The sequence below is a fragment of the Streptomyces sp. NPDC059455 genome (genome assembly GCF_042750115.1).
Classification (GTDB): Bacteria; Actinomycetota; Actinomycetes; order Streptomycetales; family Streptomycetaceae; genus Streptomyces; species Streptomyces endocoffeicus.
The window spans coordinates 1-15,913 of sequence record NZ_JBHYVB010000151.1 but is presented as its reverse complement, the minus strand read 5'-3'; the positions used below and the strand labels follow the sequence as shown (position 1 = coordinate 15,913).

General features: G+C 70.1%; 11 protein-coding genes. 9 read left to right on the top strand and 2 right to left on the bottom strand.

Translation table 11 applies throughout. The annotated features are described in order from the left end of the window. Window position 1 precedes the first annotated feature (1 nt). The 7 genes from ACFXB5_RS38195 to ACFXB5_RS38165 are packed head-to-tail and all read left to right on the top strand — an operon-like array spanning window position 2 to window position 10,961. Window positions 2-1,828 carry a dipeptide/oligopeptide/nickel ABC transporter permease/ATP-binding protein gene (locus ACFXB5_RS38195; protein ID WP_385217127.1) on the top strand — a complete coding sequence of 609 codons (1,827 nt, stop codon included), beginning with the start codon at window positions 2-4 and terminating at the stop codon, window positions 1,826-1,828. Next, the gene (locus ACFXB5_RS38190) at window positions 1,825-2,667 is read left to right on the top strand and encodes an ABC transporter ATP-binding protein (RefSeq protein ID WP_382011850.1); all 843 of its coding nucleotides are present in this window, start codon (window positions 1,825-1,827) and stop codon (window positions 2,665-2,667) included. The genes ACFXB5_RS38195 and ACFXB5_RS38190 overlap by 4 nt, the downstream gene beginning before the upstream one ends. Beyond that, the gene (locus ACFXB5_RS38185) at window positions 2,664-5,987 is read left to right on the top strand and encodes a serine hydrolase (RefSeq protein WP_385217123.1); all 3,324 of its coding nucleotides are present in this window, start codon (window positions 2,664-2,666) and stop codon (window positions 5,985-5,987) included. The genes ACFXB5_RS38190 and ACFXB5_RS38185 overlap by 4 nt, the downstream gene beginning before the upstream one ends. Beyond that, the gene (locus ACFXB5_RS38180; RefSeq protein WP_385217122.1) at window positions 5,984-6,820 is read left to right on the top strand and encodes a GNAT family N-acetyltransferase; all 837 of its coding nucleotides are present in this window, start codon (window positions 5,984-5,986) and stop codon (window positions 6,818-6,820) included. Before ACFXB5_RS38185 ends, ACFXB5_RS38180 begins: the two co-directional genes overlap by 4 nt. 1 nt (window position 6,821) lies before the next feature. Next, a complete protein-coding gene (gene menC / locus ACFXB5_RS38175) occupies window positions 6,822-7,958 on the top strand; it encodes an o-succinylbenzoate synthase (protein WP_385217120.1) in 1,137 nt (378 codons plus the stop codon). Between the two features lie 2 nt (window positions 7,959-7,960). After that, on the top strand, window positions 7,961-9,520 hold the full coding sequence (locus tag ACFXB5_RS38170; RefSeq protein WP_385217117.1) for a GMC family oxidoreductase: 1,560 nt from the start codon (window positions 7,961-7,963) through the stop codon (window positions 9,518-9,520). Window positions 9,521-9,542: 22 nt separating this feature from the next. Next, window positions 9,543-10,961, top strand: coding sequence for an aldehyde dehydrogenase family protein (locus ACFXB5_RS38165; RefSeq protein WP_385217115.1), 1,419 nt, complete (start codon window positions 9,543-9,545; stop codon window positions 10,959-10,961). Between the two features lie 9 nt (window positions 10,962-10,970). Here the strand turns inward: ACFXB5_RS38165 and ACFXB5_RS38160 are convergent, their stop codons facing one another. Then, window positions 10,971-12,023 carry a serine hydrolase domain-containing protein gene (locus tag ACFXB5_RS38160; RefSeq protein WP_385217113.1) on the bottom strand — a complete coding sequence of 351 codons (1,053 nt, stop codon included), beginning with the start codon at window positions 12,021-12,023 and terminating at the stop codon, window positions 10,971-10,973. A gap of 239 nt (window positions 12,024-12,262) precedes the next feature. Between ACFXB5_RS38160 and ACFXB5_RS38155 the strand changes: the two genes are divergently transcribed. After that, the gene (locus ACFXB5_RS38155; RefSeq protein WP_385217110.1) at window positions 12,263-13,453 is read left to right on the top strand and encodes an IS110 family transposase; all 1,191 of its coding nucleotides are present in this window, start codon (window positions 12,263-12,265) and stop codon (window positions 13,451-13,453) included. Between the two features lie 159 nt (window positions 13,454-13,612). Then, complete coding sequence (gene speB / locus ACFXB5_RS38150; protein WP_385217107.1) at window positions 13,613-14,599, top strand: agmatinase; 987 nt, start codon at window positions 13,613-13,615, stop codon at window positions 14,597-14,599. A gap of 525 nt (window positions 14,600-15,124) precedes the next feature. Here speB and ACFXB5_RS38145 read toward each other — a convergent pair. Next, entirely contained in the window at window positions 15,125-15,868 is a 744-nt protein-coding gene (locus ACFXB5_RS38145; protein WP_385217156.1) for an IS701 family transposase, read from the bottom strand. Window positions 15,869-15,913 lie beyond the last annotated feature (45 nt).

Here is a 15,913-nt window from a genome sequence, read left to right as displayed (position 1 = left end):
AATGGCGACAACCTCTATGCCCCCCTCCACCAGTGACGTTGCCGGCTCGCCGGCCTCGCGGCACACCGTGTTCGTGGCTCTCCGATCGCCCCTCGGGATCGTTACGTCGCTGGCCCTCGTAGCGCTCGCGTTCTTCGCGATCTTCGGCCCTATGATCTGGGGCGGCACAGCCGCGGTTGCCGACCTGACCCAGCTCTCGGCCAAGCCCAGTGCGGAGCATCCGCTCGGAACCGACGCCGGCGGTCACGACGTTCTCGCACAGCTCCTGAGTGCGACCCAACTTTCGGTTGTGACAGCGATCCTCGCAACACTCATCGGAGTATCGGTCGGCGTCGCCCTGGGCCTCCTGCCGACCGTCGCCCCGCGTTGGATGGCCCGGATGGTTAACGGCGTCCTCGGGGTGACGCTGGCCTTCCCGGCACTGCTCCTCGCGATCGTGGTGTCGATCGTCCTGGGGGTCGGCGCGGTCAGCGTGACCGTGGCGATCGGCCTGGCGATGGCGCCGGCCTTTGCGCGCCTGACGCAGACACTGGGCTCTTCGGTCGCGGGACGTGACTTCGTCGCCGCGGCCCGGATTCTCGGGGTCGGACGATTCCGGATCCTGACGCGCCACGTGCTGCCGAACGTGCGTGACCCACTCATCGTCAATGCGAGCATCAGTGCGGGCACGGCGCTGGTCGCCGCGACGGGTCTGTCGTTCCTCGGCCTCGGAGTGCAGGCGCCGCGTTACGACTGGGGGCGGATGCTCAACGAGAGCCTTGACGGCATCTATGTCAACGCGGCCCCCTCGCTCGGGCTGGCCGCCGCGATCGTCTTCGCGGGCGTCACGTTCGCCCTCCTGGGCGAAAACCTTTCACGGGCGTTCGGCCTGCACCCGCCCGCGCGCCGGCTGCGGCGCCATCCTGCTTCATCGACCGACGCCGTCGTGCCGCTGCACGTCACCGATGACCCCGTCCTGCGGGTGCGAGACCTGCGGGTCAGCACGCCTCGTGGCACCACCTGGGCCACGCCGGTCCGCGGCGTGAGCTTCGACGTGGGTCGAGGAGAGATCGTCGGTGTCGTCGGAGAGTCGGGCTCCGGCAAGTCGCTGACGTGTATGGCCGTCGCGGCGCTGCTCGAGGCGCCCCTGAAGGTCGCGGCGTCGTCGGTGCATTTCGACGGAACCGAGCTCGCAGTCGACGGCCGGGTCTCGGACCGGACGTCCACCAGTCTGGCGCAGCACCTGGGCACGCGCATGGCGTTCGTGTTCCAGGACCCGTCGACGTCGCTCAACCCGGCCGTGCACGTCGGCACGCAGGTTGCTGAGGTCGGTCTGCTGCACGGGGGGCTCCGCCGCAAGGACGCGCACGACCGGGCGATCGACCGTCTCAACGCCGTGCGGATCCCCGACGCGGCGCGGCGCGCGCGCCGCTACCCGCATGAGTTCTCCGGCGGCATGCGGCAGCGCACGATGATGGCGATGGGCCTGATGAGCAAGCCCGCGCTGCTGATCGCCGACGAGCCCACGACCGCGCTGGACGTCACGGTGCAGCGCGAGGTCATGAGCCTGCTCTCCGAGATCAACGAGGTCAACGGCACGGCGTTGCTGTTGGTGTCGCACGACATCGCACTGGTCTCGTCGTTCTGCACGCGCGTCCTCGTGATGTACCGGGGCGCGATAGTCGAGGACCTCAGTGCCGAGGAACTCGCCGCAGGTTGCGCCCAGCACCCCTACACCCGCGCCCTCGTGGAGGCCGTCCCGCACCTCGAGGCCGAGCCCGGCACGGAGTTCGCGACGATCGCCGAGGACGTGGAGTTCCCGACCGAGCCCGTGAGGAGCCGATCGTGACCGACCTGGTCCTTGAGAACGTCCATGTCCGCTACGGCAGCGGGTCGTCTGCCCACGACGCCGTGCGCGACGTCAGCCTGACCGTCGCAAGCGGCCGGACCGTCGGCCTGGTCGGCGAGTCCGGGTCCGGCAAGTCGACTCTGGCGCGGGCCGTCGTGGGTCTCCACGAGCCGTACGCGGGTCGCATCCTGGTCGGCGGCACCGACGTCGTGCGCGCCCGGGGCCGTGTCGCCGCCGCGCGGCGCGACGTGCAGATGATCTTCCAGGACGCGAGCTCCTCGCTCGACCCGCGCATGACGGTGGGTGCGTCCGTCGAGGAGGCTCTCGAGGTGCGCGGGTTCGCACAGCGAGATCAGCAAGGACGTGAGCGCACCGTACGAGGTCGCGCTAGGCGTCGCGCGGAGGTCGTCAGGTTGCTGGAAACCGTCGAGCTCGACCCGGCCCGCGCCAACGACCTGCCCTCGCAGCTCTCGGGCGGGCAGCGGCAACGCGTCGCGATCGCGCGGGCGCTCGCCGCGTCGCCCCGGGTCCTGCTGGCCGACGAGATCACCTCCGCCCTCGACGTCTCGGTGCAAGGCACCGTGCTCAACCTGCTCCGCAAGGTGCAACAGGAGCTCGACCTCACCGTGCTCTTCATCAGCCACAACCTCGCGGTCGTGCGCCAGCTCTGCGACGAGGTGGCCGTCATGAAGGACGGTCGGGTCGTCGAGACCGGCCCGACGACGCGAGTCATCGACGCCCCCGAGCACTCGTACACCCGTGAACTGATCCGCGCCGTGCCCCGGTTCGCCGGCTCGCTCGTCGACACCCCGTCCCTGTACCGAGGAGCCGCCTCATGACGCCGCGCGCCGCCTGCCTCGACGACCTCCACCGGGTCGTCACCGTGACCGAGACGGCGATCCGCCCCGACGGCTCAGCCGTCGTGCTGACCCGTCGCCAGGTCGTCGACGGCCGCACCGTGACCTCGCTGTGGGAGGTCGACGAGCACGGTGGCGAACGTCGCCTGACCAGTGGTCCCGACGACAGCGGCGCTGAGTTCGGCCCGGCCGGGCTGCTGTTCCTGCGGCGTGTCGACGGCGTGCCGCAGCTGCACCTGCTGCCGCCAACCGGCGAGCCCGTGCAGCTCACGACGCTGCCGCTCGGTGCGGGGCGGCCGGTCGTCGACGCCTCCAGCCGTCGCGTCGCCTTCCTCGCCCCGGTGGAGCGCGGCGCGGGCGACCCGCAGGCGCCGATCGTGGTCGACACGCTTGACCAGAAGACCGACGGCGTGGGGTGGCTCGGCAGTGTGCGATACCAGGTCGTCGTGCTGGACCTCGCCGACGGCAGCACGCGTCAGGTCACCGACGGCGACGCCGACGCGGGGGAACCCGCCTGGTCCCCGGATGGCACGCTGCTCGCCTTCGCCGCGGGCACCTCGCCGCGCGCCGACGTCGAGCGGGAGCGTGCCGTGCACGTCATCGACGTCGACGACCTATTGGCGCCAGCCCGGCGCGTCGGTTCGGCGACGGGCGTCACTGGGCCACTCCTGTGGACGCCCGACGGCGGATCGGTCATCGTGGTCGGCCATCGCACCATGGCGATCGGCCACACCCGTCTGCTGCGCCTGTACTTGGACGGCAGGCCGGACGAGGACCTGACCGCGGAACTCGACCTCAACGTCATGCCAGGCGCCGTCGGCTACCCCGGGGGGCGTCCCACGCTGACGCACGATGGCGCGCAGGTCCTGTTCTGCGCGCGCAACCGAGGGTGGACGCACCTCTACGGGGTCGACCTGGCCGGAGGCGCGCCTCGGCCGATCGTCGCCGAGGACCACCGAGTCGTCTCGGCGCTGTCCGTCGCAGCCGCGAGCGCGCGCGCCGCCGTCGTCGTCACGACCCAGGACTCATTCGCGGAGGTCGCCCTCGTGGACCTGGGGACGGGCGAGCATCGCGAGCTCACGATGCTGATGCGTGACGCCCTCCCGGACGTCGAACTGCTGCGCCCCGAGCCGCGATCCTTCACGATCAGCGACGGCACCGTCGTGCACGGCTGGCTCCTGTCGTCGCCCGGCACGTCGGGCGCGGCGCCCCTGCTGCTCGACGTCCACGGCGGTCCGCACAATGCGTGGAGCGGGGTCGCCGACGAAGTGCACCTCTACCACCAGGTCCTGGCGCACCGAGGCTGGCGCGTCCTGACGCTCAACCCCCGCGGCTCGGACGGCTATGGCGAGGACTTCCTGACGGCAGTCCACGGCGGATGGGCGCGGGTCGACCTGCCAGACTTCCTCGAGCCCGTCGACACGCTCGTCGCTGAAGGCCTCGCGGACCCGGACCGGCTGGCGGTCACGGGCTACAGCTACGGCGGGCTCTCCACGTGCGCGCTCACGGCGCACACCGACCGCTTCGCCGCGGCCGTCGCCGGGGGCCTCTTGTGCGACTTCGCAGCTCTCGCCGGTCAGCGGCTCGAGCCCGAGGGGTTCTTCTCGGCGGCCACCGCGGGTCTTGAGCCGACCGATGTCGGGCGCCTTGCCGAGCGCTCGCCGATCGCTCGCGTTGACCAGGTCACGACCCCGACCCTCGTGCTGCACGGCGAGCACGACGAGACGTGCCCGAGCACGCAGGCCCAGGAGTGGTTCTCGGCCCTACGGATCCAGGCCGTCCCGAGCCGGCTCGTCGTATACCCGGGCGGCGGGCACCTGTTTGTCGTCGCGGGATCGGTCGAGCACCGGCTCGACTACCAGCGGCGGCTGATCGAATGGGTTGAGCGGTACACGCGCCCAGCGGTGGACACGGTGCCGCGACCCGCGGCAACATCACCGGCTGCCCGCGACGCCGCCGCGTGGCAGCGTCGGCTCGACCTCCTGCGGGAGCGGTACGGCGTCGTGGGCGCCCAGCTCGGCATCGTACAGCTGACCGACGACGGGAGCGTGCTTAACCGACTCGCCCTGTCGTCCGGCGTGCTCGACATCTCGACAGGTGTCCCCGTGACGGACGAAAGCGTGTTCCAGATCGGGTCGATCAGCAAGGTCTGGACGACGATGCTCGTGCTCCAGCTCGTCGAAGAGGGTCTGCTCGACCTCGACGCCACGGTGCGCAGCGTCCTCCCTGACTTCCGGCTCGGCGACGACGCTCCCGACGTCACGGTCCGCGAACTCCTGCAACACACCAGCGGCTTCGAGGGCGACGTGTTCACCGACACCGGTCGCGGCGACGATTGCGTCGAGGCGTACGTGGACCTGTTGGCCCGCACCGACCGGCTGCACCCACGCGGGGAGCGGTTCTCCTACTGCAACTCAGCCTTCGTCGTCGCGGGGCGCATCATTGAAGTACTGCGCAGCACGACGTGGGACGAGGTCGTGAGGACCCACCTGGTCGAACCGCTCGGACTGCGCCACACATTCACATTGACCGAAGACGCTCCGCGGTTCGCGACGGCGACCGGACACTCGGGGCTCGGCGCCGCCGCCGTGCCGGCGAGCACGTGGGTACTGCCGCGCTCGATGGGGCCGGCGGGACTGATCGCGGCAAGTATCGGGGACCTGCTGACCTTCGCCGAGACCGCGCTTCGCGAGGGTCTCGCCCCCAACGGCACCCGCGTCCTGTCGGCTGAGAGCGCCCGCCTCATGACCACCGAGCACGTCGACCTACGCACCAGCGTGGTGTCGACGTCCGGTTGGGGCCTCGGGTGGTTCCTGCAGGACTGGCAGGGCAGCCGTGTCTACGGGCACGACGGCGGCACGATCGGCCAGCGCTCGTATCTGCGAATCTTCCCGGGGACAAGCCTGGCTGTGGCGCTGCTGACGACCGGTGGCCACCCCGACGGCCTCTATCGCGAGCTCTTCGAGGACGCCGCCCGCACGCTCGACGGGGGCGCACTGCACGCGGTGCTGTCCGCGGACCGCTCGCGGGCGCCTGAGCCACTGAGCGGATCGTGGGAGTCGGCCGGGTTCGTGGCCGACATCGCCCCGCACGAGGACGGGCTGCGCCTCACCCTACGCGAACGCAAGGGCTACGCCGGCGGCACCTCGCCCGACGACGTCCAGGAGATCGAGCTGTACCCGTCGACCGTCCCAGGGGTCTACGCGTTCACGAACGACGAGATCGCCGGGTGGGAGCAGGTGCGGCCGGTTCCCGGCGGCCTCTACCTCGGCTACCGATTCTTGCGAGAGGTGCGGTCGTGACGAGCGAGACCCAAGGAGTGCCGATTGAGACGGGACTGATCGAGGTAGAGCAGGCAGGGGCGGAGCTGCGGATGCTGCACCTGCCCTCCGACATGGTCGCCGCGACCGAGCTCGTGGCTAGCGTCTGGCAGGTCGACGTCACGCAGTCGCACGTCAACCCCGAGCTGCTGACCGCGCTCGCGCACGCCGGCAACTACGTCGCGGGCGGGTTCCGTGGCGACGAGCTCATGGCCGTCTGCGTCGGATTCTTCCACCCACCACTCGAGCGGGCCCTCCACTCCCATCTCGCGGGGGTCCGTCCCGACGCGGTCGGCACCGGGTGGGGACATGCGCTCAAGAGCCACCAACGTGCTTGGTGCCTCGAGCGCGGCGTCACCCGCATTACGTGGACCTACGACCCGCTCGTCGCCCGCAACGCGTACTTCAACCTGCACAAGCTCGGCTGCACGGTCGACACCTACCTGCCCGACTTCTATGGCGTCATGGGCGACGGACTGAACAGTGGCCAGCGCAGCGATCGAGTGCTCGTGGTGCGGGACCTCGAGCGTCCGGCCGGGCCGCGCCGACCCATCGGCGACGACATCGAGCCGCCTGCCGCCGTCCTGCGGTCCGAGCACGGACGACCCGTCCTCGACCTCGACCGCGCCCGCGCCCTGCGCACCTGTCGCGTCGACATCCCGAGCGATATCGAGCAGGTCCGGCGCACCGATCCCGACCTGGCGGTCGGCTGGCGACTCAGCCTGGGGCAGGCCCTCGGCGGGCTGCTCGCCGACGGCTGGGTCGTCACCGACTTCGACCGCCGTGGTCACTACACCCTGACGAGGAGCCTCTGAAATGCACATCGATCGCGTCGAGCTGATCACGGTCCGGATGCCGCTGGTCCATCCGTTCACGACGTCGTTCTCGACACAGACCGAGCGACGTCCGCTCCTCGTCCGGGTCACGGCGACGCGGGACGGCCGCACCGTGACGGGCTGGGGCGAGTGCGTCGCCCTGGCCGATCCGTCGTACTCGCCGGAGTATCTCGACGGCGCCCGCGAGATGCTGCGACGATTCCTGGTCCCGTCGCTGCTGGACTGGCAAGCCGCGGGTCACACCGTCACACCGGAGGTCGTGGCGACCACGACGGCGCACGTGGTGGGTCACCGCATGGCCAAAGGGGCGCTCGAGATGGCGGTCCTCGACGCCGGCCTGCGCCTGGACGACCGGGCCTTCGCCGACCACCTCGGGGTCACGCGCGACGTCGTGCCGTCCGGCGTGAGCGTTGGGATCGAGTTGTCGATCCCCGATCTGCTCGCCCAGGTCGGCGGCTTCCTCGACGAGGGATACGCCCGCATCAAGCTCAAAATCCAGCCCGGGTGGGACATCGAGCCGGTCCGTGCCGTGCGCGAGAGGTTCGGGGACGTGCCGCTGCAGGTCGACGCGAACACGGCCTACCAGCTCTCGGACGCACCGCTCCTGCGCCGGCTGGACCCGTTCGACCTGCTCCTGATCGAGCAGCCCCTGGCCGAGGACGACCTACGTCAGCACGCCGTGCTGGCGCAGCAGATCGCGACCCCGATCTGCCTCGACGAGTCGATCGTTTCGGTCCAGGCCGCCGCCGACGCGATCACGTGGGGCGCCGCGAGCGTCATCAACATCAAGCCCGGCCGGGTCGGAGGCTACCTCGCGGCACGCCGCATCCACGACCTCGCCCAGGCGCACGGGATCGCCGTCTGGTGCGGCGGCATGCTGGAGACCGGCATCGGGCGCGCCGCCAACATCGCCCTAGCCGGACTGCCCGGGTTCACGCTGCCCGGTGACATCTCGGGCTCGGGCCGGTTCTACGCCCAGGACGTGACCGAACCGATCGTCATGAAGGACGGCGTCGTCGCAGTGCCGGACGGGCCGGGCTTCGGCGTCGAGCCCCTCGCCGACGCGCTCGCAGAGCTGACGGTCGACGCAGTCGACGTCACGGCAAGGCGGGGCTGAGCATGCGTCCCGAGCCCCCCGTTCCCGAGGTCATAGTTGTCGGTGCCGGATCGGCCGGGTCGGCGCTCGCGGCGGGGCTCGTCCGGTCAGGTCGCCGCGTCCTGCTGCTGGAGGCCGGACGTGACTACCCGGCCTCCGAGCTACCTGAGTCGTGGCGCTCGCCCAACCCCCTAGCCGCGATCCTGGATCCCGGGAGTGAGCCGCTGCTGTGGGAGGACCATCTCGCCTCGCGGACAGCGACACAGGAACCCTCGCTCTACTGGCGTGGCAAGGGACTGGGCGGCAGCTCGGTCATCAACGGGCAGATCGCGATCCGCCCGCCTCTGGAGGACTTCGACGACTGGGCGGCCGACGGCTGCACCGACTGGTCGGCCGACGACGTGCTCCCGTTCCTCGCCAACCTCGAGTCAGACCAGGAGCACGGCGACGACCCGTTCCACGGCGCCGACGGCCCGATCCCGGTGCACCGGTACCCCGAGGAGGCCTGGGGCTCGGTCGACCTCGCGCTGCGCGACGCGGCGCTCGCCGCGGGCCAGCCGTGGACGCCCGATGTCAACGCGCCGGGCGCGACCGGCGTCTCGCCGTACCCCGCCAACTCCGTCGAGGGCCGGCGGGTCTCCTGCCACGACGCCTACCTCGAGCCGCTCCGCGACAACCCGCTTCTCACGATCCGGGGCGGGGCGCTCGTCGACCGCGTCGAGTTGGAGGCGGGACGCGCCGTCGGGGTCCGTCTCGCGGACGGCGAGGTGCTGCGCGCGGACCTCGTCGTCCTCAGCGCGGGCGCCACCGCGACGCCCTCGATCCTGATGCGCTCCGGCATCGGCCCTGCCCGGCATTTGGCTGAACAGCGCATCGCGGTGCACGCGGACCTGCCCGTCGGCGAGGGTATGCAGGACCATCCCATGGCGCTGATCGGCATCCCGCTCACGGTGGCGGCGACGGCGAGACCCTGGGACCGCCACACGAACTGCTGCGTCAGGTACTCCAGCCGGATGACTCCGGACACGAACGACATGATGTTGGTCGCCCTCAACCAGAACGCCCTCGCGATGGCCTCGGCCGAGCCGCGGGCGGGTGCCGGCGCGGTCGGGGTTTTCGTCAACCGCACGTACTCACGCGGCACTCTGCGCTTGCGGGGCGTGGACCCCCGCACTCAACCCCAGCTGTCGTTCAACATGCTCGACGTCGAGCTCGACGTCGACCGGCTGGCAGCGGGGATCCGGCAGCTCGCCGAGCTCGTCGAGCACCCAGCTTTCGGCGCTATCGCCGCGTCGGACGTATGGGCGGCGAACGCCCAGTTGTGGGCTGTGCTCGACGGTCCTGAGGAGAGACTGCGGGACTACCTGCGTGCGACCGCGGTCGACACCCAGCACGCGACCAGCACCTGTCGCATGGGCGATCCCACCGCTGCGACGACCGTCGTCGATCCGGAGGGGCGGGTGCTTGGCGTCGAAGGTCTGCGGGTCGCCGACGCGTCGGTCTTCCCATTCGTCCCCCGCGCCAACACTCATCTGGCGAGCGTCCTGGTCGGCGAGCTGCTGGCCGCGCGCCTGACGACCTGAACCTGCGAGACGAGGAGCTGACGTGAGGCGTCTACACCACCTGATCGACGGAGTCGCCGTCGCATCGACCGATCCCGAGAGCCGCCTGATCGTCGACCCGTCGACCGAGGAGGTCGTCGCCCGCATCCCGGTCGGCTCCGCCGAGGACGTCGACGCCGCAGTGCGCTCCTCGGTGACGGCCCAGCACGGTTGGGCCGCTCTCGACCTGACCGAGCGCCTTGCGCTCCTCGCGCGGGTCGCCGACACCGTGGAGGAACACATCACGGAGCTCGCCCGCCTCGAGAACCTCGAGATGGGTAAGCCGGTCCCGCTCGCGGAGCAGTTCATCGCCGGCGGCGTCGCAGGCTGGCGCCAGGGACTCGAGCGCGCCGGGACCTACCCATTCGCCGCCGACGTCACGGTGCCAGGCGAATCGGGGCGAACCGTCGTCGAGCGGCGCCCCCTGGGGGTCGTGGGGCTCATCATCCCATGGAACTTCACGATCACCCCGATCCTCGGGAGCCTGCTCCCTCTTCTGGCGTCCGGTAACACTGTCGTACTCAAGCCATCGGAGAAGTCGCCACTGTCGGCGGCCCGGTTCGTCGAGCTGCTCGACCTGCCGCCCGGCGTCGTCAACCTCGTGCACGGCGATGCCCGAGCTGGCCGGCCGCTCGCGGCCCACGAGGACGTCGCGCTGCTGCATTTCACAGGCTCGGTCGAGGCGGGCCGCTCCGTGGGGGTCGCGGCCGCGCAACGTCTGCAGCGATCGGTGCTTGAGCTCGGTGGCAACGACCCCGTGATCGTCGACGCAGACGTCGACGTCGCGGCAACCGCCCAGGCGGTGGCGTTCTCCTCGTTCGTCAACAGCGGGCAGATATGCACGTCGTCAGAGCGCATCTACGTGCACCGGGCTGTCGCTCAGGAGTTCATCGCCGCGCTGGTCGATGCGGCAGGGGCGTACGCCCTCAACGCCGACCGTGACGGGACGGGCCTCGGCCCGCTCGTCGACGAGACGCAGCGCTCCCTCGTGCACGCGCACGTCACCGAGGCCGTGGAGCTCGGCGCGACGGTGCTGTGCGGCGGCGTGGTCCCGGACGGTCCCGGGTTCGGCTACCCCGCCACAGTCCTGACCGGCGTGACGGCCGACATGCGCCTGATGCGTGAGGAGACGTTCGGGCCCGTCGCACCCGTCGTCGTGGTCGACTCCTTCGACGAGGCCATCGAGCTCGCGAACGGCACGGGCTTCGGGCTTGCCGCGACGGTCTACACCCACGACCCCGTGCACCAGCAGCGCGCTGGGGACATTCGGGCGGCGCTCGTGTGGATCAATGCGTGGCAGCAGGGCGGCGTCAACGCAACCTACGAACCGTGGGGGCTCAGCGGCGTCGGGGCCGCCGGCGCGGACGCCTCGTTTGACGCCGCCACCCGGCCCGTCTCGGTGCTGCTGGCCGCGACCGACTGACCTACGTTCTCAGGCAGTGCCGGGCGCGAGGTGCCGACGCACGAGCGCCGCGAGCGTGTCGGCCGGATTCACCTCGTCGGTCGACTTGTCCACGTTGGCGAGGACGACGATGGTCCTTCCCGTGCCCGGCTCGTGTCCCGCGAAGGCCTGGAAGCCCGGTAGCTCACCGTTGTGGCCCCAGATGCCGCCGAAGTTGGCAATGCCCAGGCCGTAGGACCAGTCCGTACCAGGCACGGGGACGCCGGCCAGGCGTGCCCGCTGGGTCTCCTCCGCGAGAAGGTCCCCTCGCACGAGCGCCTCGACCAGCACCACAAGGTCGTCGGCTGTAGAGATGGCGTTGCCGGCCGTCCACGCCCACGACGGGTTGACGTCGGTCGTGTCGACGAGCTCGGCACCGACACGGTGGTAGCCGCGCACCGTGGCGTCGGGAAGCGAGGTCCCGGCGGCGGAGCGCGGGGGCAGTGAGGTGTCGTGCAGACCCAGCGGGTCGAGCACGAGTTTCCGCGCGAGGTCCTCGACGAGATCGCCGGTCACGTGCTCGGCCAGCATCCCGAGCAGGATGTAGCCGGCATTGCAGTAGTCCCAGGAGCTGCCCGGCGCGAAGCGGTGTGGTTCGCGGAACGCGAGGTCCAGCAGCTCCTGAGGGCCCCACACCCGGTCCGGCGTCGTGTGCGAGATCTCGATGAACTCCTCGGTCGTGTAGTCCGGCAGCCCAGCGGTCATGTCGAGCAGGCGACGTACCGTGACCCCACTCGGCACGCGCACGTGCGGCAGGTGGGCCAGGATGTCGTCGTCGAGGCCGAGCTCGCCCCTCTCGGTCAGGCGCAGGACCACGGTGGCAACGATCGTCTTGGTCACACTGCCCACGCGCAGCACGGCGTCGACTGCAAGCGGCTCGTCGGTCGCGATGTCACGGACCCCGAGGGCGACCGACCACGGCTCGCCGTCCGGCGACCGGACCGCAACGACAGCGCCGGGAACGCCGAGACGCTGCCGCTCGGCGTCAACTGCGGCGAACACCGCTGCGACGGTGGGGGACAGCTCCCGGGGCAGAGTCGTCATGCGGTCCTACCTTGTTCGTGGGTTGGACGGGCCGTCGTAAGGTCCAGAGGCCCAGAGACGCCGGGTATGGCTTTCATGCGGTTGCCCTCGATGGTTCCGGTCACCTGGCCGCCCGGTGTCTCGCGACGACTCGGCCGCTGATGAGGAGTTGCGAACGCCTTCGGGTGGATCGCTGAGTAGGACCACGCCGGCGAGGTCGTCCGGGGAGACAGAGCGTCATCGAACGGCCGGAGGAACTGGTGGCCCAGATCTGGGCGGGTACGGACATAGGCAAGACCCATCACCACTGCGTGGTGCTGACCGCGCAGGGTGAACGGCTGCTGTCGCGGCGTGTGCTGAACGACGAGCCGGAGCTGCTGGCCCTGCTCGCCGATGTGCTGGCCCTCGGCCAGGACGTGGCCTGGGCGGTCGACGTCGCTGACGGCATGGCCGCGCTGTGGATCAACGTGCTGCTCAATCACGGCCAGCACCTCGTCCACATACCCGGCCTGGCCGTCAACCGGGCCTCGGCCGGCTACCGGGTCATGGGCAAGACCGAAGCCAAAGACGCCACCGTCATCGCCGACCAGGCCCGAATGCGCCGGGACCTGACGGTCCTGCTGCCGGACGACGAGCACGCCATCGAGCCGCGGGTCCTCACCAGCCGCCGGACCGACCTGAACGCCAATCGCACCCGCCGGATCAACCGCCTGCGCGGCCAACTCACCTGTATCTTCCCGGCCTTGGAGCGGGCGCTCGATCTGGGCAACGTCGGCCCGCTGATCCTGCTGACCGGCTACCAGACCCCAGCCGCCCTGCGACGCACCGGCCGCAGCCGCCTGGAGACCTGGCTGCGCAACCGCAAGGTCCGCAGCCCAGAAGCCCTGGCCGAGGCCGTCCTTGAAGCAGCCGAGCGACAGCACACTGCCGTCCCCGGGGAGAAGATCACCGCACAGGTGATCCACACCCTGGCCAAGGAGGTGATGAGCCTCAACGAGCAGATCGCCGAGATCGACAAGCTCATTGCGGCCCGGTTTCGCGACCACGGGCTCGCCGACGTGATTGCCAGCATGCCCGGCATCGGCCCGCTCCTGGGCGCCGAATTCCTCGCGGCCACCGCTGGCGACATGAGCCGCTACGGCACCGCCGACCGCCTCGCCAGCCTCGCTGGAGTCTCTCCGCTCCCGCGGGACTCGGGCAACGTCAGCGGCAACCTGCACCGACCTCGGCGCTATCACCGCGGCCTGCAATGCGTCTTCTACACCTCCGCACTCATCAGCATCCGCAGTTGCGACGATTCGCGCCGCTTCTACGAACGCAAACGCTCCGAAGGCAAACGGCACACCCAGGCTGTGCTTGCTCTGGCCCGTCGACGCGTGAACGTCCTGTGGGCTCTCATCCGTGACGGACAGTACTACCAAAGCAACCTCCGCTTCACTTCCGCAGCTTGACAACATCATTAGGAGGTGATTGTCCAGCAGTGGGTTGCGCGCCGCATGGTGCGAACGACCGACAGGAGATGGGGGTTCTCGGTCGATCGCCCGATCTCCCAGGGCCGTCCTCCTCCCTACGCTCGGTCGTGCCCCGCTCACTCACCAGGAGGAATCACGATGGCCGAGGACCAGTCGGCGACTGAGACCCGCACGATCGTCGGGCCACCCGACGCGCTCCTGGCGATGCCGCGATACGCGGGCGCCTCAACCTTCGCGAGGCTGCCCCGGCTCGACGAGGTCGGCCGGGCCGACGTCGCGGTATTCGGCGTGCCATTCGACTCCGGCACGACGTACCGCCCCGGTGCGCGGTTCGGCCCTGAGGCCGTGCGGGCCGGCTCGAAGCTGCTGCGCCCCTTCCACATCGGGCTTGAGGTCGAGCCGTGGGAGACGCTGCAAGTGGCGGACGCGGGCGACGTCGGAGTGACGCCGTTCGACATCGGCGAGGCGATCGGCCAGATAGAGCAGGCGGCCCGAGGGCTCTACGCGAGCGCCGATCGCATCGTCACACTCGGCGGCGACCACACGATCGCGCTCCCGATGCTGCGGGCGGCCCACGCCCAGCACGGCCCGGTCGCGCTCGTGCACTTCGATGCCCACCTCGACACGTGGGACAACATCTTCGGTGCTCGCGTGGTGCACGGCACGCCCTTCCGTCGCGCGGTCGAGGAGGGACTGCTCGACGTCCACCACTCGGCCCATATCGGTATCCGCAGCACCATGCCGTCAGCGCAGGACTTCATCGACGACAAGGAGCTCGGCTTCGCGACGATCACGACGCTCGAGATCGCACGCCGCGGGATCGACGATGTCGTCGACCGCGTCCGGTCGCGCGTCGGCGACCGTCCGGTGTACGTCAGCATCGACATCGACGTGCTCGACCCGGCCAACGCCCCAGGCACGGGAACACCTGAGCCTGGCGGTCTCACGACCCGTGAGCTGCAGATGATCCTCTTCGGCCTGGCCGACCTCGACGCGATCGGCGCCGATGTCGTCGAGATCGCTCCGGCGTACGACCATGCGCAGATCACCGCGCTCGCCGCGGCCGGGCTCACGTTCGACCTGCTCGCCATGATGGCGCGGCCGGCAACCCCCTGGGCCGGCTGACGCCGCGTGGCTCCCTCGCCTGCGGGTAGTGACGCTCGGAGGGGGCTTGTTGGTGTATGAGGCGGTGGCTGGCCTGGTGTGTTGCTGGTTCGTTGAGAGGCGGGGTGGGCGGTGTTGGTGGGGAGGCCGGTGTGTGTGAGCAGGGATTATGTGTTCTGTGTGGAGAGGGGTTGGGTTCGTTGTAGCTACTTCTAGCGTGTAATGGCCCGATTGGTGTTTGCGCTGGTCAGGGCTGTTCTGTCTGGTCGGTGGGTGCGGTTAGTAATCCGAGCCCCTGGCGGGGCCACCCTGAGCGGGTGAAAATCGGTTCGTGGCCGTCCGACGGACGTCGTGCCGCCTTGGCGTGATCCGAGCCCGCGGGTTAGTACTGCAACGGTGTTTGCCGTGACTGCTGACCAGCTCAGGGGCTGTGTCCGCGTCGTTTGTAGTGACTGACACGGGCCTGGTGCTGGCGTCGGCGGCGCCATGTCGACCAGTGCAGGATGTGGTCGACCGGGGTGGGGTGGCGGTTTGTGAGTCGGGCGATCAGGCGTCGGATCTCGGCGAGGCTGAGGTGGATGAGCTGGGAGGATCCGTTTCTGCTTTCCCGGCGTCCAGCTCGCGGGCGCGCAGGATGGTGAGGCAGGCGTGGGCGGCCATGGCCAGGGTCATGTGGCGGTGCCGGCCGGGGTAGCGGCGGACTTGGTAGTCGTCCAGGCCGCATTCCTGCTTCGCGGTCTGGAAGCATTCCTCCACGGCCCATCGGCTGCCCGCGATGCGGATCAGCTCATCCAGGGTGGCCCCGGCCGGGCAGTAGGCGATGTAGTAGGAGATCTCCTCGGGCCTGCTGACGCTGCGGCGGGCGAGGACCCAGTGCCGGCGGTCCTCGCGGTGCCAGGGCCGGACCTCGACCCGGGCCCAGTCATAGATCCGCCGGCCGTGAGCTCCTTCACCGCATGAGCGGCGTTTCCACTTCTGCCGTGGGAGGCCGGGGAACAGGTCATGGACGGGGTGGTCGATGGCCCAGCGGGTGACGACGGTGTCGTGCCGGGTGGTGGCCATGACATGGAAGACATCGGCCTGCTCCAGCTCGGAACGCCAGCCCTTGCTGAAGCCGTAGGCGGCATCTGCCGTCACCCACCCGAACGGGATCTTGTCCCTGATCGCTCGTCTGATCATCTCCTTGGCCATGGCCACCTTCGTCTCGAAGGCGACGCTGTCGTCGATGCCGGCCCGCCGGCTGCGCTTGCCGAATACCTCGTCCGTGCAGGTCACGCGGCATGTCTGTATGCGTGGAGGATGCCGCGAAGGCGGTCGTGGCGTCGTATGTCGAGG

Coding starts and splice junctions, on each gene's coding strand:
- ACFXB5_RS38195 (WP_385217127.1), top strand. CDS start 2: ATGGCGACAACCTCTATGCCCCCCTCCACCAGTGACGTTGCCGGCTCG.
- ACFXB5_RS38170 (WP_385217117.1), top strand. CDS start 7,961: ATGCGTCCCGAGCCCCCCGTTCCCGAGGTCATAGTTGTCGGTGCCGGA.
- speB (WP_385217107.1), top strand. CDS start 13,613: ATGGCCGAGGACCAGTCGGCGACTGAGACCCGCACGATCGTCGGGCCA.
- ACFXB5_RS38185 (WP_385217123.1), top strand. CDS start 2,664: ATGACGCCGCGCGCCGCCTGCCTCGACGACCTCCACCGGGTCGTCACC.
- menC (WP_385217120.1), top strand. CDS start 6,822: ATGCACATCGATCGCGTCGAGCTGATCACGGTCCGGATGCCGCTGGTC.
- ACFXB5_RS38160 (WP_385217113.1), bottom strand. CDS start 12,023: ATGACGACTCTGCCCCGGGAGCTGTCCCCCACCGTCGCAGCGGTGTTC.